We start from the raw sequence: 26,440 nt of genomic DNA, 5'->3' as shown, positions 1-26,440 counted from the left end.
CGCGAGCACGGATCAGGCCGTATTCGCTGAAAATAGGGCGCAGGGCCTGGGTTTTGCCGGCGTAGCGGCCGTCAACAGGGGAAACCGCAGTGAGCGAAGAGAGCTGCATGGGGTGTTCTCGGACAGTCGGGCAACGAAATGGGGCGCGTATCATACATGAAAAAATTCGCCGGTCCGTTGCCAACTGACCGGCGTATTACGCGTAACGGCTTGAAAATGCGCCGTCGATGCGACTTATTCGTTGCGCATCAACGGGTAAAGTTCTTTAAGCAATTTGCGCCGGCTGATCACCAGCTGCCAGCGATGACCGCCCAACTGGCGCCACAACCGCGCCGAACGAATACCGGCCAGGAGCAGCGCGCGGATTTTCGAGGCATTGTTCGGTTGTTGCAGGTTGCGCATGTCGCCGTGCACTTGAATGCGCTGGCGCAGGGTGCTCAAGGTGTCCTGGTACAGCGCACCACAGGCAGCGATCACGTTTTCGTGGGCCGGGCCGAAGTGTTCCACCTGGGACTGAATCTGCGGCAGGCGCTTGCCAATGGTTTCGAGCATGTCGTCACGTTTGGCCAGTTGGCGCTCAAGACCCAGCATCGACAAGGCGTAGCGCAATGGCTCGCGCTGCAATGTGCTGGGGTCGCGCTCCAGGGCGCCGATCAGCGCGCGGTAACCTTCACGCAGCGCCAGGTCATCGCCGCCGTAGACTTCCAGGGTGTCCTTGGGATCGCGGATCAGCAGGCTGCCGAGCATGCAGGTCAGGCCGGCTTCGGTGACCTGGCCGGTCTTGGCAATCTTGTCCACCAGTACGGCGGCGAGGAAAACCCCGCCGAGCGCCGTCAACTGCTCCTGGGTCGGGCTCATGCCGGGTTGCTCCAGGCTTCGGCGATTTCAATCACGCCGCCGCCCAGGCAGATTTCGCCGTCGTAGAACACCACGGACTGGCCAGGGGTGACCGCGCGTTGCGGGTCATCGAAAGTGGCGCGGTAGCCGCTGGCGGTTCGTTCCAGGGTGCACGGCTGGTCGCTCTGGCGATAGCGCACTTTGGCGGTCAGGCGGCGCGGGGTCGTCAGGTCGATCGGGTTGACCCAGTAGATGTCCGAGGCAAGCAGGGCGCCGGAGAACAGCAGCGGGTGCTCATTGCCCTGGCCGACGATCAGCTCGTTGTGCTCCAGGTCCTTGATCAGCACGTACCACGGCTCTTCGCCGGCGTCTTTCAAGCCGCCGATGCCCAGGCCCTGGCGCTGGCCGATGGTGTGGTACATCAGGCCATGGTGGCGGCCGATGACATCGCCTTCGGTGGTTTTGATTTCGCCCGGTTGTGCCGGCAGGTATTGCTTGAGGAAGTCGCTGAAGCGGCGCTCGCCAATAAAGCAGATCCCGGTGGAATCCTTCTTCTTGGCGGTGGCCAGGCCGTGTTGCTCGGCGATCTTGCGCACTTCGGGTTTTTCCAGCTCGCCGACCGGGAACAGCGTCTTGGCGATCTGTTCACCGCCGACGGCGTGCAGGAAGTAGCTCTGGTCCTTGTTCGGGTCCAGGCCCTTGAGCAGTTCGGTGCGGCCATCGACGTCGCGACGGCGCACATAGTGGCCAGTGGCGATAAGGTCGGCGCCAAGGATCATGGCGTAGTCGAGGAACGCCTTGAACTTGATTTCGCGGTTACACAGGATGTCCGGGTTCGGTGTGCGACCGGCCTTGTATTCGGCCAGGAAGTGCTCGAACACGTTGTCCCAGTACTCGGCGGCGAAGTTGGCGGTGTGCAGCTTGATGCCGATTTTGTCACACACGGCCTGAGCGTCTGCCAGGTCGTCCATGGCGGTGCAATATTCCGTTCCATCGTCTTCTTCCCAGTTCTTCATGAACAGGCCTTCCACCTCATAACCCTGCTCCATGAGCAGAACGGCGGAAACGGAAGAATCCACGCCGCCGGACATGCCGACGATGACGCGCTTCTTTTGTATGTCAGAAGGGGCTGGATCACGCATAGGGTTTCAACGGGTGTCTTGAAAAAGGACGCGATTCTATCAGGCTCGCGCCTTCAAGGCTAAAGAGAAGGGCGGATCAATTCGAGGCTGTGGCACTGACCGGCCAAATAATCATCGATGCAGCGGATGATCAGTTCGCTGCGCCAGTCGCCGCGCAAGGCCATCAGTTCGTCGCGGGTCAGCCAGCGGGCGCGGATGATGCCTTCGTCGAGTTGATAGTCCGGGTGGTGTTTCAGCGCCTTGGCGATAAAGCAGACGCGCTGGTAGGTCACGCCGTTGCTGGGGGCGGTGTACAGGTAGATGCCGACGATGCCGGTGGCTTCGACGTCCCAGCCGGTTTCTTCGAGGGTTTCGCGCACGGCAGCGTCGGTCAGGGTTTCGTTCGGGTCCAGGTGGCCGGCGGGCTGGTTGAGCACGGCGCGACCGCCCTTGAGTTCTTCGACCATCAGGAAGCGGCCGTTGTCTTCGACGATGGTGGCGACGGTGATGTGGGGTTGCCAGGTCATTGAAAACCTCGATTCAAGATGTGATGCGGTTAATGTGGGAGCTGGCTTGCCTGCGATGGCAGTCTGTCAGTTGATGCAGCTGTAGCTGACCCGCCGCCATCGCAGGCAAGCCAGCTCCCACATTTGATTCGGTTTGTTCAGTTAAAAGGCACAAACAAAAACCCCGGCACAAGGCCGGGGCTTCTTTGCATCCTTACAACCTTACTTCAACTTGGCAATTGCCGCGTTGAGGGTGTTGCTTGGGCGCATGGCTTTGCTGGTCAGCTCCGGGTTCGGCGCGTAGTAGCCGCCGATGTCCACTGGCTTGCCCTGTACGGCATTGAGCTCGGCAACGATGGTTGCCTCGTTCTCTGCCAGGGTTTTAGCCAGTTCGCCAAACTGCGCCTGCAGCGCAGCGTCTTCAGTCTGGGCGGCCAGGGCTTGAGCCCAGTACAGCGCCAGGTAGAAGTGGCTGCCGCGGTTGTCGATGTTGCCGACTTTGCGCGAAGGTGACTTGTTGTTGTCAAGGAACTGGCCGGTGGCCTGGTCCAGGGTCTTGGACAGTACCAGGGCTTTCGGGTTGTTGTAGTTCACACCCAAATGCTCAAGGGACGCGGCCAGGGCCAGGAACTCGCCCAGGGAATCCCAGCGCAGGAAGTTCTCTTCCACCAGTTGCTGCACGTGCTTGGGAGCCGAACCGCCGGCGCCGGTTTCGAACAGGCCGCCGCCGTTCATCAGCGGTACGATCGACAGCATCTTGGCGCTGGTGCCCAGTTCCATGATCGGGAACAGGTCGGTCAGGTAGTCGCGCAGCACGTTACCGGTCACCGAGATGGTGTCCAGGCCCTTGCGGGTGCGCTCCAGAGTGAACTTCATCGCGTCGACAGGCGACATGATGCGGATGTCCAGGCCTTCGGTGTTGTGGTCTTTCAGGTAAGCCTGAACTTTCTCGACCACGACGCCGTCGTGCGCGCGCTGTGGGTCCAGCCAGAAAATGGCCGGGGTGTCGCTGGCGCGAGCGCGGTTGACGGCCAGTTTGACCCAATCCTGGATCGGCGCGTCTTTGGTCTGGCACATGCGGAAAATATCGCCGGCTTCGACTTTCTGTTCCATCAGCAGGTTGCCCTTGCTGTCGGTGACGCGAACAACGCCGTCAGCCTTGATCTGGAAGGTCTTGTCGTGGGAGCCGTACTCTTCGGCTTTTTTCGCCATCAGGCCAACGTTTGGCACGCTGCCCATGGTGGTTGGGTCGAAAGCGCCATGGGCCTTGCAGTCTTCGATGACCGCCTGGTAGATGGTGGCGTAGCAGCGATCCGGGATCACGGCCTTGGTGTCGTGCAACTGGCCGTCGGTGCCCCACATTTTGCCGGAGTCACGGATCATGGCCGGCATCGAGGCGTCGACGATCACGTCGCTCGGCACGTGCAGGTTAGTGATGCCCTTGTCGGAGTTGACCATCGCCAGCGATGGGCGAGCGGCGTAGACAGCCTGAATGTCAGCTTCGATCTGCGCTTGCTGCTCGGCCGGAAGGGCCTTGATGCGCGCGTACAGGTCGCCGATGCCGTTGTTCAGGTTAAAGCCGATCTGTGCCAGCACGTCAGCGTGCTTGGCCAGGGCGTCTTTATAGAACTCGGCAACGATCTGGCCGAACATGATCGGGTCGGAGACCTTCATCATGGTGGCTTTCAAATGAACCGACAGCAGCACGCCTTGTTTCTTGGCGTCTTCGATTTCAGCGGCGATGAACGAACGCAGGGCTTTTTTGCTCAGCGTGGCGGTGTCGATGATTTCGCCGGCTTGTACCGAGGTTTTTTCTTTCAGGACGGTCGCAGTACCGTCTTGAGCGATCAGCTCGATTTTGACAGTGTCAGCGGCTTCGATCTGTACGGCTTTTTCGCTGCCGTAGAAGTCGCCGTTGCTCATGTGCGCGATGTGCGACTTGGAGTCTGCAGCCCAGGCGCCCATTTTGTGCGGGTGCTTGCGTGCGTAGTTCTTGACCGACAGCGGTGCGCGGCGGTCGGAGTTGCCTTCGCGCAGTACCGGGTTCACGGCGCTGCCCTTGACCTTGTCGTAACGTGCGCGGGTTTCTTTTTCCGCGTCGGTGGTTACGGTTTCCGGGTAGTCCGGCAGGGCGTAGCCCAGGGCCTGCAGTTCCTTGATCGCAGCTTGCAGCTGAGGGGTCGAGGCACTGATGTTAGGCAATTTGATGATGTTGGCTTCAGGCGTGACGGCCAGGTCGCCCAATTCGGCGAGGTGGTCCGGTACGGCTTTGGCGCCCAGTTGCTCGGGGAAACTGGAGAGGATGCGCCCGGCAAGGGAGATGTCGCGGGTTTCCACAGCAATATCAGCTGAAGCGGTGAAGGCCTCTACGATAGGCAGCAGTGAATAGGTGGCGAGGGCTGGGGCTTCGTCAGTGAAGGTGTAGATGATCTTCGAGCGGGTGGGCATATTCGGATTAACTCTCTTCTTTGCTGAAAGCGTGCGCAGAAACTCGAGATGCGCCGGGTGGAGCGCGTTCGTTCAAAGTCATCCATGAGCGAAATGTCGAGGTTCTTCGCGGTGATGTTGGGTTGCATCAGTCGAGCGTCAAGCGGGTGGACTATTGTAATAGTCCTGCTTTCTGGCTGAGGGCTCGGTTCTAGAGCGGTCCGCCGTCGTGACTCTTGGGTCAGCGGCGGCATTATACATAGGTCACTATGCTTACGCCGAGCCTTCATACAAAAGGTGTGTCGTCCATTGGTCTAAAGGTCGCAGGTGCCCGTGGCTGCCAGCGCGGGCACGATGTGCTCAAGATTGGCGATTTTGCCGTCTGTCTAAAGCCAGTAGGCGACTAAACGTGCTGTTTTCGATGCAAATGAGCATAGCGTGAGGTTTCAGTCGTCATTTATGTGGAGTAGGCTCGAACGCAGCCAGATGTTCAATCCATAGATGGAGTCCAACATGGGATACAAGAAGATTCAGGTTCCGGCAGTCGGCGCAAAAATCACCGTCAATCCAGACCACTCTCTTAATGTTCCTGATAACCCGATCATCCCCTACATCGAAGGCGACGGCATTGGTGTCGATATCAGCCCGGTGATGATCAAGGTTGTCGATGCTGCTGTTGAAAAGGCCTATGGCGGTAAGCGAAAAATCTCCTGGATGGAGGTTTACGCTGGCGAAAAGGCCACCCAGGTTTACGATCAGGACACGTGGCTGCCCCAGGAAACCCTGGATGCAGTCAAGGATTACGTGGTGTCCATCAAGGGCCCGTTGACCACCCCGGTCGGTGGCGGTATTCGTTCGCTGAACGTGGCCCTGCGTCAGCAACTCGACCTGTATGTGTGCCTGCGCCCGGTGCGCTGGTTTGAAGGCGTGCCCAGCCCGGTCAAGAGACCCGGCGATGTGGACATGACCATCTTTCGTGAAAACTCCGAAGATATTTACGCCGGGATCGAGTGGAAGGCCGGCTCGCCGGAAGCGATCAAGGTCATCAAGTTCCTGAAAGAAGAAATGGGTGTGACCAAGATCCGCTTCGATCAGGACTGCGGGATCGGCGTGAAGCCGGTCTCCAAAGAGGGCACTGAGCGCCTGGCGCGCAAGGCCTTGCAATATGTAGTGGATAACGACCGCGATTCGCTGACCATCGTGCACAAAGGCAACATCATGAAGTTCACCGAGGGTGCCTTTAAAGAATGGGCCTACGGTATTGCCGAGAAGGAGTTCGGCGCGACCCTGCTCGACGGCGGGCCATGGATGCAGTTCAAGAACCCGAAAACCGGCAAGAATGTGGTGGTCAAGGATGCAATTGCTGACGCGATGCTTCAGCAAATTCTGCTGCGCCCGGCCGAATATGACGTGATCGCGACCCTTAACCTCAATGGCGACTACCTTTCCGATGCCCTGGCGGCAGAAGTGGGCGGTATCGGTATTGCGCCGGGGGCCAACTTGTCCGACACCGTGGCGATGTTCGAAGCCACCCACGGCACGGCACCGAAATATGCGGGCAAGGACCAGGTAAACCCGGGGTCGTTGATTCTGTCGGCAGAAATGATGTTGCGGCACATGGGCTGGACCGAGGCGGCCGACTTGATCATCAAGGGCACCAATGGCGCGATTTCGGCCAAGACCGTGACTTATGACTTCGAGCGCCTGATGGAGGGTGCGAAGCTGGTGTCATCGTCGGGCTTTGGTGATGCGCTGATTTCGCACATGTAACGCAGAAACGTAAAAAGCCAGCCACCCCTGTGAAACGGAGTGGCTGGCTTTTTGATTGTGGTTTGCTCGGTGGTTATCAGGCCATTTGTTTTTCTGGTTTTTTAGCGTGGTTTCCCTGTGAGGCAACGGCGTTGATGAGCACCTTGATATTCACCGCGTGCAAGCCCTTCGGTCCCTGAGTAATCTCAAATGAAACCGCTTGGCCGGCTTTTAGCGTTTTATATCCTTCCAATTGGATCGCCGAGAAATGCGCAAAAAGGTCTTCATTCTTGCCATCTTCAATGACAAAGCCATAACCCTTGGCATTGTTAAACCACTTGACCGTCCCGTTTGCCATAGCCATATCCCTCAGCACCAGACTCCATCACTGGAGTATCATCCAGATTATCCGTCCTAACCCGAATAAATAAGGTTGACTGCGCGGACCTTTTTTACCCACTGTGGGTTCTATTGGTTGTAACACCGTTCTACCGATAGTCAAGGTGACCAATCAGTCAGAGTTGAATTTCTGACAGGTTGCCCCCATCACTGCATTTGAACCACTGACGAACCATTCTTTCCATGCATGCAAACAGCCAGATTCGACTAACATTCAATCAGGATCGCCCGGATCAGGAACATGACGACGACGGTTCTGCAGGCATTGCTGTTCAGGAGGCCAAACCTGCTTTACAGGCGCCGCCGATGTACAAGGTGGTTTTGTTCAATGATGATTACACACCGATGGATTTCGTCGTCGAAGTGCTCGAGGTGTTTTTCAACCTGAACCGCGAGTTGGCGACCAAGGTAATGCTGGCCGTTCACACAGAAGGACGGGCAGTATGTGGAGTGTTTACCCGCGACATCGCCGAGACAAAGGCCATGCAGGTCAACCAGTACGCCAGGGAAAGCCAGCATCCGCTACTCTGTGAAATCGAGAAGGACGGTTAACGCCGACCACTTGGGTATGAGGTGAAGCTATGTTAAACCGCGAGCTCGAAGTCACCCTCAATCTTGCCTTCAAGGAGGCCCGTTCGAAGCGTCATGAATTCATGACCGTCGAGCACCTGCTTCTGGCACTTTTGGATAACGAAGCTGCCGCCACCGTATTGCGTGCGTGCGGCGCCAACCTCGACAAACTCAAGCATGACCTGCAGGAGTTTATCGACTCCACTACGCCACTAATTCCCGTCCACGATGAAGACCGTGAAACCCAGCCAACCCTGGGCTTCCAGCGGGTACTTCAGCGTGCCGTTTTCCATGTGCAGAGCTCCGGTAAGCGAGAAGTCACAGGCGCCAATGTGCTTGTGGCGATTTTCAGCGAACAGGAAAGCCAGGCAGTGTTCCTGCTCAAACAGCAGAGCGTTGCCCGTATCGATGTCGTCAACTACATCGCCCACGGTATCTCCAAGGTGCCGGGGCACGGCGATCATTCCGAAGGTGAGCAGGATATGCAGGATGAAGAGGGCGGTGAGTCTTCATCCTCCAGCAACCCGCTGGATGCCTACGCCAGTAACCTGAACGAGCTGGCGCGCCAGGGGCGGATCGATCCGCTGGTGGGGCGTGAGCTTGAGGTTGAACGCGTAGCGCAGATCCTCGCGCGTCGTCGCAAAAACAACCCGTTGCTGGTGGGCGAGGCGGGCGTGGGTAAAACCGCGATTGCCGAAGGCCTGGCCAAGCGCATTGTTGATAATCAGGTCCCGGACCTGCTGGCCAACAGTGTCGTCTACTCCCTTGACCTGGGCGCGTTGCTCGCCGGGACCAAGTACCGTGGCGACTTCGAGAAGCGCTTCAAGGCGTTGCTCGGCGAGCTGAAAAAGCGTCCGCAGGCGATCCTGTTCATCGACGAGATTCACACCATCATTGGTGCCGGTGCGGCCTCCGGTGGCGTGATGGATGCGTCCAACCTGCTTAAGCCATTGCTGTCGTCGGGTGATATCCGCTGCATCGGTTCGACCACGTTCCAGGAATTTCGCGGCATCTTCGAGAAAGACCGTGCCCTGGCGCGTCGCTTCCAGAAGGTCGACGTCTCCGAGCCTTCGGTTGAGGACACCATCAGCATCCTGCGCGGGCTCAAGGGGCGCTTTGAGGCGCACCATGGCATCGAGTACACCGATGAAGCGTTGCGCGCGGCGGCTGAGCTGGCATCGCGCTACATCAATGATCGCCATATGCCGGACAAAGCCATCGACGTGATCGACGAGGCGGGCGCCTACCAGCGCCTGCAGCCGGTCGAGAAGCGTGTGAAACGCATCGATGTGCCTCAGGTTGAGGACATCGTGGCGAAAATCGCGCGTATTCCGCCTAAACACGTCAACAGTTCCGATAAAGAGCTGCTGCGTAACCTGGAGCGCGACCTCAAGCTGACCGTATTCGGTCAGGATGCGGCCATCGACGCGTTGTCCACCGCGATCAAGCTTTCGCGTGCGGGCCTCAAGTCGCCGGACAAGCCAGTGGGTTCGTTCCTGTTCGCAGGCCCGACCGGCGTCGGCAAAACCGAAGCAGCGCGCCAGTTGGCCAAGGCCATGGGCATTGAGCTGGTACGTTTCGACATGTCCGAATACATGGAGCGCCACACTGTGTCGCGCCTGATCGGTGCGCCTCCGGGCTATGTCGGGTTCGACCAGGGCGGCCTGTTGACCGAAGCGATTACCAAGCAGCCGCATTGCGTATTGTTGCTCGATGAAATCGAGAAGGCGCACCCGGAAGTCTTCAACCTGCTGCTGCAGGTCATGGACCACGGCACGCTGACCGACAACAACGGGCGCAAGGCGGACTTCCGCAACGTCATTGTGATCATGACCACCAACGCCGGTGCCGAAACGGCCGCGCGGGCCTCGATCGGCTTCAGTCATCAGGATCACTCTTCCGATGCAATGGAAGTGATCAAGAAGAGCTTTACGCCGGAGTTCCGTAACCGTCTGGACACCATTATCCAGTTTGGTCGCCTCAGCCATGAGGTCATCAAAAGCGTGGTGGACAAGTTCCTTACCGAGCTTCAAGCGCAGTTGGAAGACAAGCGCGTGCAGTTGGAGGTGACGGAAGCGGCGCGCAGTTGGATCGCCGAAGGGGGTTACGACGCGGCAATGGGCGCTCGCCCAATGGCACGTCTGATCCAGGACAAGATCAAGCGGCCATTGGCCGAAGAGATCCTGTTTGGCGAGCTGTCCGATCATGGCGGCGTGGTGCATATCGACCTGAAGGACGGCGAGCTGACCTTCGAGTTCGAGACCACGGTTGAAATGGCTTGATCGACAGCTGAAAAAGCAAAGGCGCCGAAAGGCGCCTTTTTGCTGTCTCTATATTTTGAGGTGTGGCCCTCAAGACAATAGAGATTAAATGTGGGAGCAGGCAAGCCAGCTCCCACATGGGTCATGTGGTGTCAGGTAAATAGCGCACACACAAAAACGCCCGGCATAACCGGGCGTTTTGTATTGACTTGATTAACGCGCGCGGTAAGTGATGCGCCCTTTGCTCAAGTCATAGGGCGTCAGCTCGACGCGCACTTTGTCGCCGGTAAGAATACGAATGTAGTTCTTGCGCATCTTGCCGGAGATATGCGCGGTTACGACGTGCCCATTTTCCAACTCCACACGAAACATGGTGTTGGGCAGGGTGTCGACGACAGTGCCTTCCATTTCGAAGCTGTCTTCTTTCGACATGCAGTAAAGCCCTCGGTATCCAGTGAATGGCCCGGTGCAACTGCGCCAGGCAAAAGCGGCGTGCATTGTGCCCGAAAAAGGGTGTTTAAGCCAAGGGGTTCTAGTTAAGCGTGACCCATCTTTGATTAATCAGCAGTTCTATGGGCCGATATTGGGTCTTGTAATTCATCTTTTTGCAGTTTTTGATCCAGTAACCGAGGTACACCGCCTCCAGTTCCAGGCGTATCGCTTCGCTGATTTGCCACAGGATCGCGAAGCGTCCCAGGCTGCGACGCTCTTCGGCCGGTTCATAGAAGGTGTAGACCGCCGACAGGCCGTTGGGCAGCAAATCGGTCACGGCCACCGCGACCAGGCGGCCCTCAAGGCGAAACTCATAAAAGCGCGAAAACGGCAGGTCGCGCACCAGAAATGTCGAAAACTGATCGCGGCTCGGTGGAAACATATCGCCGTCAGCGTGGCGTTGCTCGATGTAGCGCTGGTACAGGTCGAAATATTCTTCGCTGAAGTGCGGTTTGGTTGCGGTCACCGTCAGGTCGGCGTTGCGCTTGAGGATGCGCTTCTGGTTGCGGTCCGGCAAAAATTGCGCGACCGGGATGCGTGCCGGAACGCAGGCGTTGCAGTTCTGGCAGTGCGGGCGATAAAGGTGATCGCCGCTGCGCCGGAAACCCATCTCCGAAAGGTCGGCGTACACATGCACGTCCATGGGCTGGCTGGGGTCGAGGAACAGCGTGGTCGCCTGCTCTTCGGGCAGATAGCTGCAAGCGTGGGCTTGAGTGGCATAAAACTTCAACCGCGCCAGCTCGGTCATGATCAACCCTCGGGATAAGCTTTGAAATAAGTGTAAGCCAGGTGCGAGGAAGTCGCCTAGGAAACCCACGGTCCAGAGCTGGGTTGGTCCAAATGGTTGTGTAAAAAGCCCACGAAGTCATCCCGTGGGATGGCGCGGGCGCCGAGGCTGTGCAGGTGATCGTTGGGCATCTGGCAGTCGATCAGCACAAAGCCCCAGGCCTGCAGCTGTCGGGTGAGGGTGGCGAAGCCGAATTTGGAGGCGTTGTCGGCGCGGCTGAACATGGACTCGCCAAAGAACAGTTGGCCCATCGCCAGGCCGTACAGGCCGCCCACCAGCTCGTCGTTGTCCCACACCTCCACTGAGTGCGCATAGCCGCGCCGGTGCAGCTCCAGGTAGGCATTCTGGATGCTTTCGGTGATCCAGGTGCCGTCGGCATACGCGCGGGGTGCCGCGCAGGCCTGGATGACGGCCGCGAAGTCCTTGTCGAAGGTGACGGTGTAGCGCTGCTGACGCAGGAGTTTGCCGAGGCTGCGCGACACGTGCAGTTCGTCGGGGAATATCACCGTGCGCGGGTCGGGTGACCACCACAGAATCGGCTGGCCCTCCGAGAACCACGGAAAGCAGCCGTGACGGTAGGCCTGGATCAGGCGTTCGGCCGACAGGTCGCCACCGGCAGCCAGCAGGCCATTGGGTTCACGCATGGCCTTGGCCAGTGGCGGAAATGTCAGGGAGTCGCGTTGCAACCAGGTCAGCATGGCATCCAGGCTTACGGAAGGGGAGGGGAGTGGCAGAACTGTCGCCTGCCGCACAGGAGGTGATTATTGTCGACGCAGCGCTGTGGGGCCAGCCCGAATCGGGCATTGGCGAGGTTTAGCGTGAACGGGTGTTTCTGCAACTCCGTGCCCCAGGCGTGGTCGTAATCGGGTCTGCACCATGCAGGCCATTTGCCAAGTTTGCGTTGATTGGTCAATACAGCTCATAAGCCTTTGTCAGCAAAGACAATGCATGCTCAAATTGAACAGGCTGTGACACCTCAATTGTCCAGGCTGCCGAGTGAAGGGCAAGTACGTGGCATCGCCGACGCAAACCCGTACAATGCGGCCATTATGGCGTAATCGCCATTTTGCCGATCCATCACCCGGTGTTAAAAGTAGATTCAACGACGCTCGTTCATTTTTCAGCTGCTCGGATTGGGCAGTATTTGCAGTCATTCAACAGATGGACGCGCTACAGGCGCAGGAATAGACCCGTTTTGAAGAAATCCGCCGCAACACCTAAAGCAGCAGTCGTGCCGGCCTGGCGCCAGCACCTGCATTATCGACTCAAGGAAGGCGCGCTGATCGCGATCGGCGCCCTGTGCCTGTTCCTGATGATGGCCTTGCTCACCTATGGCAAGGACGATCCGGGCTGGAGCCACAACAGCAAGATCGAAGACGTGCAGAACTTCGGCGGTCCTGCTGGCTCCTACAGCGCCGACATCCTGTTTATGGTGTTGGGTTACTTCGCTTACATCTTCCCGCTGTTGCTGGCGATCAAGACCTGGCAGATCTTCCGCCAGCGTCACGAGCCGTGGCAGTGGAGCGGCTGGCTGTTCTCCTGGCGCCTGATTGGCCTGGTCTTTCTGGTGTTGTCCGGCGCCGCGCTGGCACATATCCATTTCCACGCACCCACCGGCCTGCCAGCGGGCGCGGGCGGCGCCTTGGGCGAAAGCCTTGGCGACCTGGCACGCAAGAGCCTGAATATCCAGGGCAGCACGCTGATGTTTATCGCGCTGTTCCTGTTCGGCCTCACCGTGTTCACCGACCTCTCGTGGTTCAAGGTGATGGACGTGACCGGCAAAATCACCCTCGACCTGCTGGAGTTGTTCCAGGGCGCAGCCAATCGCTGGTGGTCAGCCCGGGTTGATCGCAAGCGCATGGTTGCGCAGTTGCGTGAAGTGGACACCCGCGTCAACGAAGTGGTGGCCCCGAGCACGCCGGACCGGCGCGAGCAGGCCAAGGTCAAGGAGCGCTTGATCGAGCGCGAGCAGGCCCTGAGCAAGCACATGTCGGACCGCGAGAAGCAGGTGCCGCCGGTCATCGCCCCGGCGCCGCCCAAAGCGCCCGAGCCGAGTGCCCGTGTGCAGAAAGAGAAACAGGCGCCGTTGTTTGTCGACAGCGCCGTCGAAGGCACTTTGCCGCCGATCTCGATTCTCGACCCGGCCGAAAAGAAGCAACTCAACTATTCCCCCGAGTCGCTGGCGGCTGTCGGCCACTTGCTGGAAATCAAGCTTAAGGAATTCGGCGTCGAAGTGACCGTGGACTCGATCCACCCCGGCCCGGTCATTACCCGTTACGAAATCCAGCCGGCGGCTGGCGTAAAGGTCAGCCGTATTTCCAACCTGGCCAAGGACTTGGCGCGTTCCCTGGCCGTGACCAGCGTGCGTGTGGTGGAAGTCATCCCTGGCAAGACCACCGTGGGTATCGAGATTCCCAACGAAGACCGCCAGATCGTGCGCTTCTCCGAAGTGCTGTCGACGCCGGAATACGACAACTTCAAATCGCCGGTCACCCTGGCCCTCGGTCACGACATCGGCGGCAAGCCGGTGATTACCGACCTGGCGAAAATGCCGCACTTGCTGGTCGCCGGTACCACCGGTTCTGGTAAGTCGGTGGGCGTGAACGCGATGATCCTGTCGATCCTGTTCAAGTCTGGCCCCGATGACGCCAAGCTGATCATGATCGACCCGAAGATGCTTGAATTGTCGATCTACGAAGGCATTCCGCACCTGCTGTGCCCGGTCGTCACCGACATGAAAGACGCCGCCAATGCCCTGCGCTGGAGCGTGGCCGAGATGGAGCGTCGCTACAAACTGATGGCGAAGATGGGCGTGCGAAACCTGTCCGGCTTCAATGCCAAGGTCAAGGAAGCCCAGGACGCCGGTACGCCGCTGGTCGATCCGCTGTACAAGCGCGAAAGCATCCACGACGAAGCGCCGCTGCTGACCAAGCTGCCGACCATCGTGGTGGTGGTCGACGAATTTGCCGACATGATGATGATCGTCGGCAAGAAGGTCGAAGAGCTGATCGCGCGTATCGCCCAGAAAGCCCGTGCCGCCGGTATTCACTTGATTCTAGCCACCCAGCGTCCGTCGGTGGACGTGATCACTGGCCTGATCAAGGCCAACATTCCGACGCGGATGGCGTTCCAGGTATCGAGCAAGATCGACTCGCGAACCATCATCGACCAGGGCGGCGCCGAGCAACTGCTGGGCCACGGTGACATGCTCTACATGCCGCCCGGCACCAGCCTGCCGATCCGTGTTCACGGCGCCTTCGTCTCCGATGAAGAGGTTCACCGTGTGGTAGAAGCCTGGAAGCTGCGTGGCGCGCCAGAATACAACGACGACATCCTCGCCGGCGTTGAAGAGGCCGGCAGCGGTTTCGACGGCGGTAGCAGCGGTGATGACGATGCTGAAACCGATGCGCTGTACGACGAGGCAGTGGCCTTCGTACTGGAAAGCCGCCGCGCGTCCATTTCTGCGGTGCAACGCAAACTGAAAATCGGCTACAACCGCGCCGCTCGCATGATTGAATCCATGGAAAACGCCGGCGTCGTTACTGCCATGAACACCAACGGCTCGCGTGAAGTCATCGCCCCCGGGCAGATGCGCGACTGATCCCGTGCCGCGTGGCAGCACGCGGCGCGCCCAAACAACTCAATGAGGACTCCCATGCGTCTTATCCGCATGCTGTTGTTGCCGGCACTGGCCCTGACCGCTGTTTCGGCGCACGCCGACCCGGCCTCCGTTGCCAGCCTGACCAACCTGCTGGACAAATCCAAGACCCTGACTGCGCGCTTCTCCCAGCTCACCCTGGACGGCGGCGGCACTCAGTTGCAGGAAACGGCCGGTGAAATGGCCGTGCAACGCCCAGGTTTGTTCTACTGGAAAACCGATGCGCCGAACGAGCAGACCATCGTTTCCGACGGCCAGAAAGTCACCCTCTGGGACCCGGACCTGGAACAGGCGACCATCAAAAAGCTCGACCCGCGCCTGAACCAAACCCCGGCGCTGTTGCTGTCGGGCGATGTGTCGAAGATCAGCGACAGCTTTGACATTACCTCCAAGCAAACCAGCAACGTGATCGAGTTCACCCTCAAGCCGAAATCCAGGGACACGCTGTTTGACAGCCTGCAATTGTCGTTCGGCAACGGTGTGATCAATAACATGCGCCTGATCGACAGCGTCGGTCAGCGCACCGACATCCTGTTCTCCGGGGTCAAGGCCAACGGCGTTGTCGATGCCTCCAAGTTCAAGTTCGTCATCCCCAAGGGTGCCGACGTGATCCAGGAATAACCCGCTTAGAGGTTTCAAACGCTGCCCATGGATCTGTTTCGAACTGACCCGATCTCTCAACCTCTGGCGGCGCGTTTGCGTTCGACCAATCTGGATGAGTACGTTGGGCAAGAACACCTGCTCGCTCGCGGCAAGCCTCTGCGCGAAGCCCTGGAGCAGGGTGCGCTGCACTCGATGATTTTCTGGGGGCCGCCGGGGGTGGGTAAAACCACCCTCGCGCGGTTGCTGGCGAAGGTCTCGGATGCGCACTTCGAAACGGTCTCGGCGGTACTCGCCGGGGTCAAGGAGATTCGCCAGGCCGTTGAAGTGGCCAAGCAGCAGGCCGGGCAATACGGCAAGCGCACCATCCTGTTCGTCGACGAAGTGCACCGCTTCAACAAGTCGCAGCAGGATGCGTTTCTGCCTTATGTGGAAGACGGCACGCTGATTTTTATCGGCGCCACCACTGAAAACCCTTCGTTTGAACTCAATAATGCATTGCTGTCGCGGGCGCGGGTCTATGTGCTCAAGAGCCTGGACGAAGCGGCGATGCGCAAACTGCTGCAGCGCGCCTTGAGCGAAGACAAGGGCCTGGGCAAGCGTCAACTGAGCCTCGGCGACGAAGGCTTCAAGATTCTGATGAGCGCTGCCGACGGCGACGGCCGCCGCTTCCTCAACCTGCTGGAAAACGCCTCCGACCTGGCCGAAGACAACAGCGAGATCGGCGTCGACCTCTTGCAAAGCTTGCTCGGCGACACGCGCCGGCGCTTCGACAAGGGCGGCGAAGCTTTCTACGACCAGATCTCCGCGCTGCACAAATCCGTGCGTGGCTCCAACCCGGACGGCGCGTTGTACTGGTTCGCGCGGATGATCGACGGCGGCTGCGACCCGCTATATCTCGCGCGCCGCGTGGTGCGTATGGCCAGCGAAGACATCGGCAACGCCGACCCGCGCGCCCTGAGCCTGTGCCTTGCCGCCTGGGAAGTGCAGGAACGCCTCGGCAGCCCCGAAGGCGAACTGGCGGTGGCCCAGGCCATTACCTACCTGGCTTGCGCGCCGAAAAGCAACGCGGTGTACATGGGCTTCAAGTCCGCACTGCGCGCGGCAGCCGAACACGGTTCGCTCGAAGTGCCGCTGCACCTGCGCAACGCGCCGACCAAGCTGATGAAACAGTTGGGCTATGGCGACGAATACCGTTATGCCCATGATGAGCCGGACGCCTATGCCGCCGGTGAAGACTACTTTCCCGATGACCTTGAGCCGCAGCCGTTCTACCAGCCGGTGCCCCGTGGCCTGGAGCTGAAGATCGGTGAAAAGCTCAACCATCTCGCGCAACTCGATCGACTCAGCCCCAAACAGCGGAGAAAGTAGTGCTCAAGACAATTCTTGCCGTGTCCGTAGCCGGCATCGCTGGTACATTATTGCGTTTCGCCACCGGTACATGGGTCAGCGCCAATTGGCCGAAGCATTTTTATACGGCGACCCTGGCGGTCAACCTGGTGGGCTGTTTGATCATCGGCTTGCTGTACGGCTGGTTCCTGTTGCGCCCGGAAGTGCCGATTGAAATTCGCGCCGGCTTGATTGTCGGCTTTGTAGGCGGTCTGACGACCTTTTCATCCTTTTCACTGGACACGGTGCGCCTGCTCGAAAGCGGGCAAGCCCTGGTTGCTTTCGGGTACCTGGGCATCAGCGTGTTCGGCGGGCTGCTCGCCACCTGGGCTGGCCTGTCCTTGACCAAACTTTGATAACGAGAGACCGACATGCTCGATTCCAAACTGTTACGTAGCAACCTTCAGGACGTAGCGGACCGCTTGGCATCCCGTGGCTTTGCCCTGGACGTTGCGCGCATCGAAGCGCTGGAAGAACAGCGCAAGACCGTCCAGACCCGCACCGAAGCACTGCAGGCTGAGCGCAATGCACGTTCCAAATCCATCGGTCAGGCCAAGCAGCGCGGCGAAGACATCGCGCCGTTGATGGCTGACGTTGAGCGCATGGGCACCGAGTTGTCCGATGGCAAGGTCGAGCTGGATAAAATTCAGTCCGAGCTGGATTCGATCCTGCTGGGCATTCCCAACCTGCCGCACGAATCGGTACCGATTGGCGAAGACGAAGACGGCAACGTCGAAGTGCGCCGCTGGGGCACGCCAAAAGCCTTTGATTTCGAGATCAAGGACCACGTCGCCCTGGGCGAATTGACCGGCGGCCTGGATTTCGAAACCGCAGCTAAAATGTCCGGCGCACGCTTTGCCTTGCTGCGCGGCCCAATCGCGCGCATGCACCGTGCCCTGGCACAGTTCATGATCAACCTGCACACCGCCGAGCACGGCTACGAAGAAGCCTACACGCCGTACCTGGTGCAGGCGCCCGCATTGATGGGCACCAGCCAACTGCCGAAATTCGAAGAAGACCTGTTCAAGATCAGCCGCGACGGCGAAGCCGACCTGTACCTGATCCCGACCGCCGAAGTGTCGCTGACCAACATCGTCGCCGGCGAGATCCTCGACGCCAGGCAACTGCCGCTCAAGTTCGTCGCCCACAGCCCGTGCTTTCGCAGTGAAGCCGGCGCATCGGGCCGCGACACCCGCGGCATGATCCGCCAGCATCAGTTCGACAAGGTCGAGATGGTGCAAGTGGTTGAGCCGTCGACCTCCATGCAAGCCCTGGAAGGCCTGACCGCCAACGCCGAGCGCGTCCTGCAACTGCTTGAGTTGCCGTACCGCGTACTGGCCCTGTGCACAGGCGACATGGGTTTCAGCGCCGTGAAGACCTACGACCTCGAAGTGTGGGTGCCGAGCCAGGACAAGTACCGCGAGATTTCGTCGTGCTCCAACTGCGGTGATTTCCAGGCCCGTCGCATGCAGGCGCGTTTCCGTAACCCGGAAACCGGCAAGCCGGAGCTGGTGCATACCCTCAACGGTTCCGGTTTGGCCGTAGGCCGCACGCTGGTTGCCGTGCTGGAAAACTACCAGCAGGCTGACGGTTCGATTCGCGTACCTGAGGTGCTCAAGCCGTACATGGCGGGCGTTGAGGTCATCGGCTAAATGGAATTTCTGCCGCTGTTTCATAACCTGCGCGGCAGTCGTGTGTTGGTCGTCGGTGGCGGGGAGATTGCCTTGCGCAAATCCCGGCTGCTGGCCGATGCCGGTGCGTTGCTGCGGGTAGTTGCTCCCCAGATCGAAGACCAGTTGCGTGAACTGGTGCTGGGCAGTGGCGGAGAACTGATTTTTCGCGGTTATCAGGAGGCTGACCTTGACGGTTGCACCCTGATCATCGCGGCAACCGACGACGAGCCACTGAACGCGCAAGTGTCCAGCGAGGCCAAGCGCCGTTGCGTGCCGGTCAATGTGGTGGATGCGCCGGCCTTGTGCAGCGTGATCTTCCCGGCGATTGTCGACCGCTCACCGCTGGTGATTGCGGTGTCCAGCGGCGGCGATGCGCCGGTGCTGGCACGCTTGATCCGCGCCAAGCTGGAAACCTGGATTCCGTCCACTTACGGCCAATTGGCCGGGTTGGCGGCGCGTTTTCGTGCCCAGGTCAAAGGGTTGTACCCGGATGTGCAGCAACGTCGTGCGTTCTGGGAAGAGGTGTTTCAAGGCCCGATTGCCGACCGCCAGCTGGCCGGGCAGGGCGCCGAAGCCGAGCGCCTGTTGATTGAAAAGGTCAATGGCGCGCCGCCTCATGCACCGGGCGAGGTTTACCTGGTGGGTGCAGGCCCGGGTGATCCGGACCTGCTGACCTTCCGTGCCTTGCGCCTGATGCAACAAGCCGACGTGGTGCTGTATGACCGCCTGGTAGCCCCGGCGATTCTTGAATTGTGCCGTCGCGACGCCGAGCGCGTGTATGTGGGCAAGCGTCGCGCCGACCACGCTGTGCCGCAGGACCAGATCAACCAGCAATTGGTCGACCTGGCCAAGCAAGGCAAGCGCGTGCTGCGCCTCAAGGGCGGCGATCCATTTATCTTTGGGCGCGGTGGCGAAGAGATCGAGGAACTGGCGGCCCATGGCATCCCGTTCCAGGTGGTGCCGGGCATTACGGCGGCCAGTGGTTGCGCGGCGTATGCCGGGATTCCGCTGACACACCGTGACCATGCACAGTCGGTGCGCTTTATCACCGGGCATTTGAAAAACGGAACCTCGGACCTGCCCTGGCAGGACCTCGTTGGGCCGTCACAAACCCTGGTGTTTTACATGGGCCTGATCGGCTTGCCGATCATCTGCGAACAGCTGATCAAACACGGTCGTTCGCCGGATACCCCGGCGGCGCTGATCCAGCAAGGCACCACGTCCAACCAGCGCGTGTTCACCGGTACTTTGGCGGACTTGCCGCGCATGGTGGCGGAGCATGAAGTGCATGCGCCGACATTGGTGATCGTCGGTGAAGTGGTGCTGTTGCGCGAGAAGCTCAAGTGGTTTGAAGGCGCGCAGTCTCAGGTCTAATACGGCTGGTATGACAAGTGCGCCTGTTGTGGCGAGCGGGCTTGCCCCGCGTTGGGCTGCGTAGCGGCCCTGAAACCAAACACCGCGTTTTGCCTGGCAGAACGCGGTGTTTTTATTGGGGCTGCTACGCAGCCCAACGCGGGGCAAGCCCGCTCGCCACAACAAGCCCGCTTTCCACAGGTATAGGGTGGTGTCAGTTACACACACCCTTGCCGATCAGCCGTTCCCGATCGTGCGGTGCATCAAACCCTTGCAACGGGCCTTTGGGCACGATCCCCGTCGGATTGATCGTGCGGTGGCTCGCGTAGTAATGCCCCTTGATATGCGCGAAATCCACCGTCTCGGCCACGCCTGGCCACTGATACAGCTCCCTTAGCCAGTTCGACAGGTTCGGGTAATCCGCGATTTTGCGTAAATTGCATTTGAAGTGGCTGTAATACACCGCATCAAAACGAATCAGCGTGGTGAACAGCCGCACATCGGCTTCGGTCAGGTGCTCGCCCGCCAGGTATCGATGGTCAGCCAGATGCTGTTCCAGGTGATCCAGTTCGGCGAACACATCATCAAACGCGCTCTCATACGCTTGCTGCGACGTCGCGAAACCTGCGCGATACACGCCGTTATTCACGGCAGGGTAGATGCGATCGTTCAGCGCATCAATAGTCGAGCGCAGGGCCTCGGGGTAGAAGTCCAGGGTATTGCCGGTCAATTCATCAAACGCGCTGTTGAACATGCGGATGATCTCCGCCGATTCATTGCTCACGATGCGGTTGAGCTTTTTGTCCCACAGCACCGGCACGGTGACGCGCCCGGTGTAGTCGGCAGTGTCAGCGGTATAGCGCTGGTGCATGAAGGTGAAATCGTCGAGCGTGTCGCCGCTAGAGCCGTGCGCCTTGTCGAAGGTCCAGCCGTTTTCCAGCATCAGCCAACTGACCACGGACACATCGATCAGGTTTTCCAGGCCCTTGAGTTTGCGCAGGATCAAGGTGCGATGAGCCCACGGGCAGGCCAGGGACACGTAGAGGTGGTAGCGGCCAGCTTCGGCCTTGAAACCGCCTTCGCCGCTTGGGCCAGGGCTGCCGTCGGCGGTCACCCAATGGCGGCATTGTGCCTGTTCGCGCTGGAATGCGCCATCAGCGCTACTTTCGTACCACTGGTCTTTCCAGCGTCCTTCGATCAGCAAACCCATGACTGGCTCCTCAACTAATAAGCGTTGGAGCCCAGTCTAAAGGGATGAGTTCGAACTAAAAGCGCAAAGAGCAGGGTTTAATCATCGATTAAATCGATTTATCCCGCGCATCCCAATACTGTTGGGCCAGTTCGAACGCCTGTTCCCGCGAGCGACCGAGGCCGCGCAAGGCCAACGCCATGGTGGCGATCAGCGCCAGTTGCGGGTAGCTGTCTTCAACATCGCCACGCCACAGCGCCTTCAAATGCTCGGGCTCCAGGCTGGCCGGTTTGACGTGGCGCTGGGCGGAAAGGGCGGGCCATTCTTCATCCCAGCTTTGGCCGCCGGTGGTGCCGTACAGGTGACTCGGGGAGTCCGGGTTAATCTCGATTTCGCCGCCATCGCCCTTGACCACAATCACGTTGTCGCCGAGCAGGCCGCTGGCATCGCGGTGTACGCCCTGGTAACCCGGGTGGAAAATGCTTTGCAGGCCAAGGCGTGCATTGAGCGGGTTAAGCAGGCGCGCCAGCGAGTGAATCGGCGAGCGCAGGCCCAGTGTGTTGCGCAAGTCGATCATGCGCTGCAATTGCGGCGCCCAGTCGCCCAGCGGGATAAACGCCAGGTTGCCGTGCTCGAAAGCGGCTTCTACGTGTTGCCAGTTGCGGCACAGCGGAATCTGCAAACCTTCCAGCAGTTGCTCGGTGTACAGCCGCCCGGCCGTGTGCGCGCCGCCGCCGTGCATGAGGATGCGCACACCGTTTTGCGCCAGGCACTTGGCGGCCAGCAGGTACCACGGCAGGTGGCGTTTTTTGCCGGCGTAGGTCGGCCAGTCAACGTCCACGTTCAGCGCCGGAGCCTTGAGGCGCTCACGCACGGCTTCAGTGAAACCGGCGAGTTCTTCCGGGCTTTCTTCCTTGTGGCGCAGCAGCATCAGGAAGGCGCCGAGCTGGGTGTCTTCGACTTTTTCGTCGAGCAACATGCCCATGGCCTCGCGGGCTTCCTCACGGGTGAGGTTGCGCGCGCCGCGCTTGCCTTTGCCGAGGATGCGCACGAATTGAGCAAACGGATGCTCGGCAGGGGTTTCAAGGGTCAGCGGGGCAAAGTCGGTCATAAGCAATTCGTCGGTCTGGGCAGGCCCGCCAGTTTGGCGGCGAGTTTGGCGGGAGTGCCGTTGAACAGTTTATTGAGGTGCAGGCTGTTTCCCTTTTCCACGCCCAGCTTCAAGGCGGTGTATTTGATCAGCGGGCGGGTGGCGGGGGACAGCTGGAACTCGGCGTAGAACCCGCGCAGCAATTCGAGGATTTCCCAGTGGGCCGGCGTCAGTTCCAGCGCTTCGGCAGCGGCCAGGGCGTTGGCGACGTCGGCGGACCATTGATTCAGGTCCACCAGATAACCGTCCTTGTCCAGCTCAAGGGTGCGTTCGCCTACGGTCAAGGTGTTCATAGCCAACTATTGACCTTGTCGTAATCGATCGACAGTTGCACAAAGCCTTGGTAGTCAACGCTGTCGGCCCAGTCCGGCAAGGGCAGGTTGCGCGCCTGCATGTCTTCAGCCAGCACAAAGACTTTAACGCCCTTGAGTTGCAGGGCCGGGTTGTGAAGGCCGTAGGCGCCGTCGCCACACAGCAGGATTGCGTCTTGAGCGCCGCACACGCGCAGGCAACTGGCCAGGCGGCTGTCGGTAAACGGGGAGTGGGACACCACATGTAAAGTCGACATCAGAGAGTCATCACCTGGTCGTAACGGTCAATCAGCGTGGAAATTTCGTCGCTGCTCAGCGGTTGGGCGCTGGCGGGCGGGGCGAGGCCACGTTCGGCCAGGCTGTGGCTGCAGGCGAACACCTCGTCTACACCGAACAGGCCCAGCGCCTGCAAGTTGGCGCTGAGGTCTTTCTGCTGCACGGCCCTGGCGTGCTGATGGGGTGCCAGTTGGAACACACCGTCGTCCATAAACAGCAGGCCGATCGGCAGATCAAACGCGCCGCCGGCCAATACGATATCCAGTGCTTCCCGCGCGCCCGGCCCGGACCACGGGGCCTGACGGCTGATCACCAATAAGGATTTGGACATGTTACGGCCCTCCAAAGCAGATCAGGCGGTCGGCGGCCTGCACGGCGTCGTGCAACTGCCCCAGGCCCGACAGCGCCCAGGGTGCGTCGAGGTTGACCGCGCTGCGCTGATAACGCGCGGCTTCTTCGCTGTTCAGCACGCCACGGCGCAAGGCCGCGGCAATGCACACCACGCCGTCGAGTTGGTGTTCGCTGACAAACTCGCGCCATTGGCGGGCGATATCTTGCTCGTCTTGCGGCGTAACACTGTTATTGGCGGCGCTGTACACGCCGTCCTGATAAAAAAACAGCCGCACAATCTCATGCCCGCCGGCCAACGCCGCCTGGGCGAACAGCAGGGCGCGGCGCGAGGAGGGCGCGTGGGCGGCGGAAAACAGGGCAATTGCAAACTTCATGGAACACTCTGAGCGCAAACGTGGGCCAATGATAAAGCCGCCGCCACGAAAAAGCCCGCCGTGATCAAAACGGTCACTGTGGTTGATCGTTCTGACGATTGCCGGTAGGCCCAGGGCTGCCTAGTCTGTGGGCATTCGAAACGGAACTGGAGTCCCCATGTCAGGCCCCTTGGCGTCCCTTAAAGTGCTGGATTTTTCCACCTTGCTGCCCGGCCCGTTTGCGTCGCTGATGCTGGCCGACATGGGCGCCGAGGTGCTGCGCATCGAATCGCCCACGCGCAGGGACCTGCTGCGCGTGTTGCCGCCCCATGATCAGGGCACGTCGGCCAGCCACGCTTACCTCAACCGCAATAAACGCAGCCTGGCGCTGGACCTTAAACAGGCCGAAGCGTTAGAGATCGTGCGCACACTGGTCAAGGACTACGACATCGTCCTGGAGCAGTTTCGCCCCGGCGTTATGGAGCGACTGGGCCTGGGGTACGAAGCCCTGAAAGCGATCAATCCCCGGCTGATCTATGTCTCGATCACTGGCTACGGGCAGACCGGGCCCTATAAAGACCGCGCCGGGCACGATATCAACTACCTGGCGGTGGCCGGCGTGGCCAGCCATACCGGGCGCAAGGACACGGGGCCATTGCCGCTGGGCGTGCAAGTGGCCGACGTGGCCGGTGGTTCGCTGCACGCCGTGGTGGGGTTGCTCGCGGCGGTGATCGCGCGTCAGCAAAGCGGGGTGGGGCAATACCTTGATGTGAGCATGACCGACTGCTCGTTCAGCCTGAACGCCATGGCCGGTGCCGGTTACCTGGCCTGTGGGGTTGAGCCGGCGAGGGAGAGCCATGTGCTCAATGGCGGCAGTTTTTACGATTATTACCGCACTCGCGATGGGCGCTGGATGTCGGTCGGCAGCCTGGAACCGGCATTTATGCAGCCACTGTGCGTAGCGCTGGGAAGGCCGGAATTGGCCGCGTACAGCCTGAAGCCCGATCAACAAAAGGCCCTCAAACTGGCGCTGCAGGTTGAATTTGAAAAGCGCAGCTTTGACGAGCTGCGCGTGCTGTTTGCTGGGGTGGATGCATGTGTTGAGCCGGTGTTGAGCGTGAGTGAAGCGGTGGTGCATCCGCAGTTGAAGGCGCGGGAACTGGTCAGCCAGGTGCCCAGGGGCGATGGCTCGACGCAGGCGCAAATAGCGTGCCCGCTGAAATTTTCAGAGGGCTTGCCAGCGCCTCGGCATATTGGGGCTGCGGTGGGGGCGCACAGTGATGAAGTGTTGCTGGAGTTGGGCTTCAGTGCTCAGCGCATAGCCGAGTTACGGCAGGCCAAAGTAGTGGGGTGACTCAGCGGGCGCCATCGCAGGCAAGCCAGCTCCCACATTTGATCGGTGATCGACCGGACAACACAGTCCAATTGTGGGCGCTGGCTTGCCTGCGATGAGTCCCTCATTCCACCCGCGTTTCCCCGGTAAACACCAAGGTCTGCCGACACCGACGGCACAAATACCGCCGTCCCTGACCCACCAGCGCATGGCGCTGCGACGAAAACGGAAAATCACTGTCCGCACACGGGCACCGGTAGATATAGCGGGTCACCTGCCGACGCTTGACCTGATAGGTATGGCACCGGTCCGGCGGCAGTTCGTAAACCCCGCGCATGATCAGTTGCCATTCCTCGCCATGGGGCTGGATGCGCTCGCCAAACAACTGGTGCGCAATCAGGTGCGCCACTTCATGGGCCACGGTTTGCTTGAGGAAGTGTTGGCTGTTTTCACGGTACAACTGTGGGTTGAAGCGCAGCAGGTTCTCGTGCAAATGCGCGACACCCGCCTTTTGGCCCCGCAGCTTGAGGCTGACGTGGGGGCGCTTGAAGCTTCGTTTAAAAAAGGATTCGGCTTGCAGGAAACAATCTTCGACGCGGGTATTGAGTTGCTCGGGCATGCTGTACATATCTCCAGAGACCCCCAGTATGCCGCAAAGCTGAGTGTTTCCGAATCTGTCAGGCGCCGAATGGTCATGCACAACGCACAAAGCCACCTTTCGGTGGCTCCTCCGGCAGTGTTCGGTGAATCAGTTGGTGTAGATCGGCCCTACGCCCAGGCCCCAGACGATCACGGTAAACGCCATGATCGCCACCAGCACCACCAGCCCAACAGCCAGCACCGAGCTGGAAAACAGGAACCCTTCGTCCGGGTCGATGCTCATGAAGGTCGGCAGCCCCACATACAGCAGGTACACGGTGTAACAGATCGCTGCCGTGCCCACGACCATGCCCAGCCACATATGTGGATAGAGCGCTGACAGCCCGCCGATAAACAGCGGTGTTGCGGTGTAGGTCGCAAATGCCACGCACCGCGCCATGCTCGGGTTGGCGTCGTAGGTGCGGGCCATCCAGTGGATAAACGCGCCCATCACCGCTACACCGCCGAGCATGGCGGCGTACGACATCAGGGTCATCCACAGCGCACTTTCCTGCGTCAGCATCACCGGCGCGCGGTTGCCGATGACCCAACCCACCTGAGTGGTGCCGATAAAGGCGGAAACGGCGGGGATCGCCGCGAGAATCAAGGTGTGGGTGAGGTACATGTGGCCGATGCTTTCTTCTTTATCGCCACGAATTTCCCGCCATTCCCTGTCGGGATGGGTAAACAGCCCCACGACGTGATGGATCATGCCAGTCACTCCTGTCGTTGTTACCATCGCCCCCCATCGGAGCGCCCACGGGCCAAATGGCCTCAAAGGTCCCGGATAGTTGTGCGACCTCACGCTGGAGTATAGGAAGTGATGACCGGAAAAACCGTAGGGCCTTTAGAGCAAATCGCGCTGTAAACAGTGGGGTTAATCGCGGGGAGGTCTGTCAGTAATCGACTCGGTCGATGGTGGGAGCTGGGGTTGCCGGCAAGGCGGGGCGGGCAAAAAAATAAAAATAGAGGAGCGACCCCCCCAACCCGCCAACCCACAACCCCCAATGGAAATA

27 protein-coding genes are annotated in these 26,440 nt (G+C 59.9%); 10 read left to right on the top strand and 17 right to left on the bottom strand.

Features of this window, described 5'->3' with window-relative positions; all coding sequences use genetic code 11:
* From ACP7A2_RS25215 to ACP7A2_RS25195, 5 genes are all read right to left on the bottom strand, one after another.
* Window positions 1-109, bottom strand: a 109-nt coding sequence (locus ACP7A2_RS25215; protein WP_426136514.1) for a hypothetical protein, incomplete at its 3' end; no start/stop codon positions are given.
* Between the two features lie 125 nt (window positions 110-234).
* Complete coding sequence (gene hflD, locus ACP7A2_RS25210) at window positions 235-858, bottom strand: high frequency lysogenization protein HflD (RefSeq protein WP_046068637.1); 624 nt, start codon at window positions 856-858, stop codon at window positions 235-237.
* On the bottom strand, window positions 855-1,979 hold the full coding sequence (gene mnmA / locus ACP7A2_RS25205; protein ID WP_426136506.1) for a tRNA 2-thiouridine(34) synthase MnmA: 1,125 nt from the start codon (window positions 1,977-1,979) through the stop codon (window positions 855-857). The genes hflD and mnmA overlap by 4 nt, the downstream gene beginning before the upstream one ends.
* Before the next feature lie 59 nt (window positions 1,980-2,038).
* Window positions 2,039-2,485, bottom strand: coding sequence for an NUDIX hydrolase (locus ACP7A2_RS25200; RefSeq protein WP_426136505.1), 447 nt, complete (start codon window positions 2,483-2,485; stop codon window positions 2,039-2,041).
* Window positions 2,486-2,686: 201 nt separating this feature from the next.
* The gene (locus ACP7A2_RS25195; protein WP_426136504.1) at window positions 2,687-4,912 is read right to left on the bottom strand and encodes an NADP-dependent isocitrate dehydrogenase; all 2,226 of its coding nucleotides are present in this window, start codon (window positions 4,910-4,912) and stop codon (window positions 2,687-2,689) included.
* 492 nt (window positions 4,913-5,404) lie between these two features.
* Here ACP7A2_RS25195 and icd point away from each other — a divergent pair, with 492 nt between their 5' ends.
* A complete protein-coding gene (gene icd / locus ACP7A2_RS25190) occupies window positions 5,405-6,661 on the top strand; it encodes an NADP-dependent isocitrate dehydrogenase (RefSeq protein ID WP_426136503.1) in 1,257 nt (418 codons plus the stop codon).
* Window positions 6,662-6,737: 76 nt separating this feature from the next.
* Here icd and cspD read toward each other — a convergent pair whose 3' ends face one another.
* On the bottom strand, window positions 6,738-6,998 hold the full coding sequence (gene cspD / locus ACP7A2_RS25185; protein ID WP_426136512.1) for a cold shock domain-containing protein CspD: 261 nt from the start codon (window positions 6,996-6,998) through the stop codon (window positions 6,738-6,740).
* Window positions 6,999-7,222: 224 nt separating this feature from the next.
* Between cspD and clpS the strand changes: the two genes are divergently transcribed.
* Together clpS and clpA are read left to right on the top strand one after the other, a co-directional pair.
* Window positions 7,223-7,591: an ATP-dependent Clp protease adapter ClpS gene (clpS, locus tag ACP7A2_RS25180; protein WP_005789091.1), complete on the top strand. Its 369-nt coding sequence runs from the start codon at window positions 7,223-7,225 to the stop codon at window positions 7,589-7,591.
* A 29-nt stretch (window positions 7,592-7,620) separates the two neighbouring features.
* Window positions 7,621-9,891: an ATP-dependent Clp protease ATP-binding subunit ClpA gene (clpA, locus tag ACP7A2_RS25175; RefSeq protein WP_426136502.1), complete on the top strand. Its 2,271-nt coding sequence runs from the start codon at window positions 7,621-7,623 to the stop codon at window positions 9,889-9,891.
* Window positions 9,892-10,083: 192 nt separating this feature from the next.
* Here clpA and infA read toward each other — a convergent pair whose 3' ends face one another.
* From infA to aat, 3 genes are all read right to left on the bottom strand, one after another.
* Window positions 10,084-10,302: a translation initiation factor IF-1 gene (gene infA / locus ACP7A2_RS25170; protein WP_002553999.1), complete on the bottom strand. Its 219-nt coding sequence runs from the start codon at window positions 10,300-10,302 to the stop codon at window positions 10,084-10,086.
* Between the two features lie 100 nt (window positions 10,303-10,402).
* Window positions 10,403-11,110 (bottom strand): arginyltransferase, encoded by a 708-nt coding sequence (locus ACP7A2_RS25165; RefSeq protein WP_426136500.1) that lies wholly within the window; start codon window positions 11,108-11,110, stop codon window positions 10,403-10,405.
* A gap of 56 nt (window positions 11,111-11,166) precedes the next feature.
* Window positions 11,167-11,847 (bottom strand): leucyl/phenylalanyl-tRNA--protein transferase, encoded by a 681-nt coding sequence (gene aat, locus ACP7A2_RS25160; protein ID WP_426136498.1) that lies wholly within the window; start codon window positions 11,845-11,847, stop codon window positions 11,167-11,169.
* A 497-nt stretch (window positions 11,848-12,344) separates the two neighbouring features.
* Here aat and ACP7A2_RS25155 point away from each other — a divergent pair, with 497 nt between their 5' ends.
* The 6 genes from ACP7A2_RS25155 to cysG are packed head-to-tail and all read left to right on the top strand — an operon-like array spanning window position 12,345 to window position 19,843.
* Window positions 12,345-14,750 (top strand): DNA translocase FtsK, encoded by a 2,406-nt coding sequence (locus ACP7A2_RS25155; protein WP_375066737.1) that lies wholly within the window; start codon window positions 12,345-12,347, stop codon window positions 14,748-14,750.
* 54 nt (window positions 14,751-14,804) lie between these two features.
* Window positions 14,805-15,428, top strand: coding sequence for an outer membrane lipoprotein chaperone LolA (gene lolA, locus ACP7A2_RS25150; RefSeq protein WP_426136497.1), 624 nt, complete (start codon window positions 14,805-14,807; stop codon window positions 15,426-15,428).
* A gap of 27 nt (window positions 15,429-15,455) precedes the next feature.
* Window positions 15,456-16,778, top strand: a complete 1,323-nt coding sequence (locus ACP7A2_RS25145) for a replication-associated recombination protein A (RefSeq protein WP_426136496.1) — start codon at window positions 15,456-15,458, stop codon at window positions 16,776-16,778.
* Window positions 16,778-17,152: a fluoride efflux transporter CrcB gene (crcB, locus tag ACP7A2_RS25140; RefSeq protein WP_348058656.1), complete on the top strand. Its 375-nt coding sequence runs from the start codon at window positions 16,778-16,780 to the stop codon at window positions 17,150-17,152. The genes ACP7A2_RS25145 and crcB overlap by 1 nt, the downstream gene beginning before the upstream one ends.
* 15 nt (window positions 17,153-17,167) lie before the next feature.
* On the top strand, window positions 17,168-18,448 hold the full coding sequence (gene serS, locus ACP7A2_RS25135; protein ID WP_426136495.1) for a serine--tRNA ligase: 1,281 nt from the start codon (window positions 17,168-17,170) through the stop codon (window positions 18,446-18,448).
* Window positions 18,449-19,843: a siroheme synthase CysG gene (cysG, locus tag ACP7A2_RS25130; protein WP_426136494.1), complete on the top strand. Its 1,395-nt coding sequence runs from the start codon at window positions 18,449-18,451 to the stop codon at window positions 19,841-19,843.
* Window positions 19,844-20,036: 193 nt separating this feature from the next.
* Here the strand turns inward: cysG and ACP7A2_RS25125 are convergent, their stop codons facing one another.
* The 6 genes from ACP7A2_RS25125 to tusD all read right to left on the bottom strand — a co-directional run bounded on the left by ACP7A2_RS25125 (window position 20,037) and on the right by tusD (window position 23,473).
* Window positions 20,037-21,032 carry a glutathione S-transferase family protein gene (locus ACP7A2_RS25125; protein WP_426136493.1) on the bottom strand — a complete coding sequence of 332 codons (996 nt, stop codon included), beginning with the start codon at window positions 21,030-21,032 and terminating at the stop codon, window positions 20,037-20,039.
* An 88-nt stretch (window positions 21,033-21,120) separates the two neighbouring features.
* A complete protein-coding gene (locus tag ACP7A2_RS25120; RefSeq protein ID WP_426136491.1) occupies window positions 21,121-22,122 on the bottom strand; it encodes a glycosyl transferase family protein in 1,002 nt (333 codons plus the stop codon).
* Window positions 22,119-22,454, bottom strand: coding sequence for a TusE/DsrC/DsvC family sulfur relay protein (locus ACP7A2_RS25115; protein WP_375066744.1), 336 nt, complete (start codon window positions 22,452-22,454; stop codon window positions 22,119-22,121). Before ACP7A2_RS25115 ends, ACP7A2_RS25120 begins: the two co-directional genes overlap by 4 nt.
* Entirely contained in the window at window positions 22,451-22,729 is a 279-nt protein-coding gene (tusB, locus tag ACP7A2_RS25110) for a sulfurtransferase complex subunit TusB (protein ID WP_426136489.1), read from the bottom strand. Before tusB ends, ACP7A2_RS25115 begins: the two co-directional genes overlap by 4 nt.
* The gene (tusC, locus tag ACP7A2_RS25105; protein WP_426136487.1) at window positions 22,729-23,079 is read right to left on the bottom strand and encodes a sulfurtransferase complex subunit TusC; all 351 of its coding nucleotides are present in this window, start codon (window positions 23,077-23,079) and stop codon (window positions 22,729-22,731) included. Before tusC ends, tusB begins: the two co-directional genes overlap by 1 nt.
* A gap of 1 nt (window position 23,080) precedes the next feature.
* Entirely contained in the window at window positions 23,081-23,473 is a 393-nt protein-coding gene (tusD, locus tag ACP7A2_RS25100; RefSeq protein ID WP_348058672.1) for a sulfurtransferase complex subunit TusD, read from the bottom strand.
* A 157-nt stretch (window positions 23,474-23,630) separates the two neighbouring features.
* Here tusD and ACP7A2_RS25095 point away from each other — a divergent pair, with 157 nt between their 5' ends.
* A complete protein-coding gene (locus ACP7A2_RS25095; protein ID WP_426136484.1) occupies window positions 23,631-24,806 on the top strand; it encodes a CaiB/BaiF CoA transferase family protein in 1,176 nt (391 codons plus the stop codon).
* Between the two features lie 103 nt (window positions 24,807-24,909).
* On the opposite strand, the gene ACP7A2_RS25090 is transcribed toward ACP7A2_RS25095, so the two are convergent.
* Together ACP7A2_RS25090 and ACP7A2_RS25085 are read right to left on the bottom strand one after the other, a co-directional pair.
* Window positions 24,910-25,404 (bottom strand): SprT family zinc-dependent metalloprotease, encoded by a 495-nt coding sequence (locus ACP7A2_RS25090; RefSeq protein ID WP_375066748.1) that lies wholly within the window; start codon window positions 25,402-25,404, stop codon window positions 24,910-24,912.
* Between the two features lie 129 nt (window positions 25,405-25,533).
* Window positions 25,534-26,136, bottom strand: coding sequence for a Yip1 family protein (locus ACP7A2_RS25085; RefSeq protein ID WP_426136482.1), 603 nt, complete (start codon window positions 26,134-26,136; stop codon window positions 25,534-25,536).
* Window positions 26,137-26,440: the final 304 nt, after the last annotated feature.

Origin of the sequence: Pseudomonas sp. PWP3-1b2 (assembly GCF_049896045.1) — a bacterium.
GTDB classification, from domain to species: Bacteria; Pseudomonadota; Gammaproteobacteria; order Pseudomonadales; family Pseudomonadaceae; genus Aquipseudomonas; species Aquipseudomonas antarctica_B.
The sequence above is the reverse complement of the archived record's forward strand: the minus strand, read 5'-3'. Positions and strand labels throughout refer to the sequence as shown.

What these genes read in the sequence shown, in the direction of transcription:
- clpS (WP_005789091.1), top strand. Translation starts at nt 7,223, where the DNA reads ATGCATGCAAACAGCCAGATTCGACTAACATTCAATCAGGATCGCCCG.
- infA (WP_002553999.1), bottom strand. Translation starts at nt 10,302, where the DNA reads ATGTCGAAAGAAGACAGCTTCGAAATGGAAGGCACTGTCGTCGACACC.
- serS (WP_426136495.1), top strand. Translation starts at nt 17,168, where the DNA reads ATGCTCGATTCCAAACTGTTACGTAGCAACCTTCAGGACGTAGCGGAC.
- lolA (WP_426136497.1), top strand. Translation starts at nt 14,805, where the DNA reads ATGCGTCTTATCCGCATGCTGTTGTTGCCGGCACTGGCCCTGACCGCT.
- cysG (WP_426136494.1), top strand. Translation starts at nt 18,449, where the DNA reads ATGGAATTTCTGCCGCTGTTTCATAACCTGCGCGGCAGTCGTGTGTTG.
- ACP7A2_RS25090 (WP_375066748.1), bottom strand. Translation starts at nt 25,404, where the DNA reads ATGCCCGAGCAACTCAATACCCGCGTCGAAGATTGTTTCCTGCAAGCC.
- tusC (WP_426136487.1), bottom strand. Translation starts at nt 23,079, where the DNA reads ATGTCCAAATCCTTATTGGTGATCAGCCGTCAGGCCCCGTGGTCCGGG.
- ACP7A2_RS25195 (WP_426136504.1), bottom strand. Translation starts at nt 4,912, where the DNA reads ATGCCCACCCGCTCGAAGATCATCTACACCTTCACTGACGAAGCCCCA.
- ACP7A2_RS25200 (WP_426136505.1), bottom strand. Translation starts at nt 2,485, where the DNA reads ATGACCTGGCAACCCCACATCACCGTCGCCACCATCGTCGAAGACAAC.
- ACP7A2_RS25095 (WP_426136484.1), top strand. Translation starts at nt 23,631, where the DNA reads ATGTCAGGCCCCTTGGCGTCCCTTAAAGTGCTGGATTTTTCCACCTTG.
- mnmA (WP_426136506.1), bottom strand. Translation starts at nt 1,979, where the DNA reads ATGCGTGATCCAGCCCCTTCTGACATACAAAAGAAGCGCGTCATCGTC.
- clpA (WP_426136502.1), top strand. Translation starts at nt 7,621, where the DNA reads ATGTTAAACCGCGAGCTCGAAGTCACCCTCAATCTTGCCTTCAAGGAG.
- tusD (WP_348058672.1), bottom strand. Translation starts at nt 23,473, where the DNA reads ATGAAGTTTGCAATTGCCCTGTTTTCCGCCGCCCACGCGCCCTCCTCG.
- icd (WP_426136503.1), top strand. Translation starts at nt 5,405, where the DNA reads ATGGGATACAAGAAGATTCAGGTTCCGGCAGTCGGCGCAAAAATCACC.
- ACP7A2_RS25165 (WP_426136500.1), bottom strand. Translation starts at nt 11,110, where the DNA reads ATGACCGAGCTGGCGCGGTTGAAGTTTTATGCCACTCAAGCCCACGCT.
- aat (WP_426136498.1), bottom strand. Translation starts at nt 11,847, where the DNA reads ATGCTGACCTGGTTGCAACGCGACTCCCTGACATTTCCGCCACTGGCC.
- tusB (WP_426136489.1), bottom strand. Translation starts at nt 22,729, where the DNA reads ATGTCGACTTTACATGTGGTGTCCCACTCCCCGTTTACCGACAGCCGC.
- ACP7A2_RS25120 (WP_426136491.1), bottom strand. Translation starts at nt 22,122, where the DNA reads ATGACCGACTTTGCCCCGCTGACCCTTGAAACCCCTGCCGAGCATCCG.
- cspD (WP_426136512.1), bottom strand. Translation starts at nt 6,998, where the DNA reads ATGGCAAACGGGACGGTCAAGTGGTTTAACAATGCCAAGGGTTATGGC.
- ACP7A2_RS25145 (WP_426136496.1), top strand. Translation starts at nt 15,456, where the DNA reads ATGGATCTGTTTCGAACTGACCCGATCTCTCAACCTCTGGCGGCGCGT.
- hflD (WP_046068637.1), bottom strand. Translation starts at nt 858, where the DNA reads ATGAGCCCGACCCAGGAGCAGTTGACGGCGCTCGGCGGGGTTTTCCTC.
- ACP7A2_RS25125 (WP_426136493.1), bottom strand. Translation starts at nt 21,032, where the DNA reads ATGGGTTTGCTGATCGAAGGACGCTGGAAAGACCAGTGGTACGAAAGT.
- ACP7A2_RS25115 (WP_375066744.1), bottom strand. Translation starts at nt 22,454, where the DNA reads ATGAACACCTTGACCGTAGGCGAACGCACCCTTGAGCTGGACAAGGAC.
- ACP7A2_RS25085 (WP_426136482.1), bottom strand. Translation starts at nt 26,136, where the DNA reads ATGATCCATCACGTCGTGGGGCTGTTTACCCATCCCGACAGGGAATGG.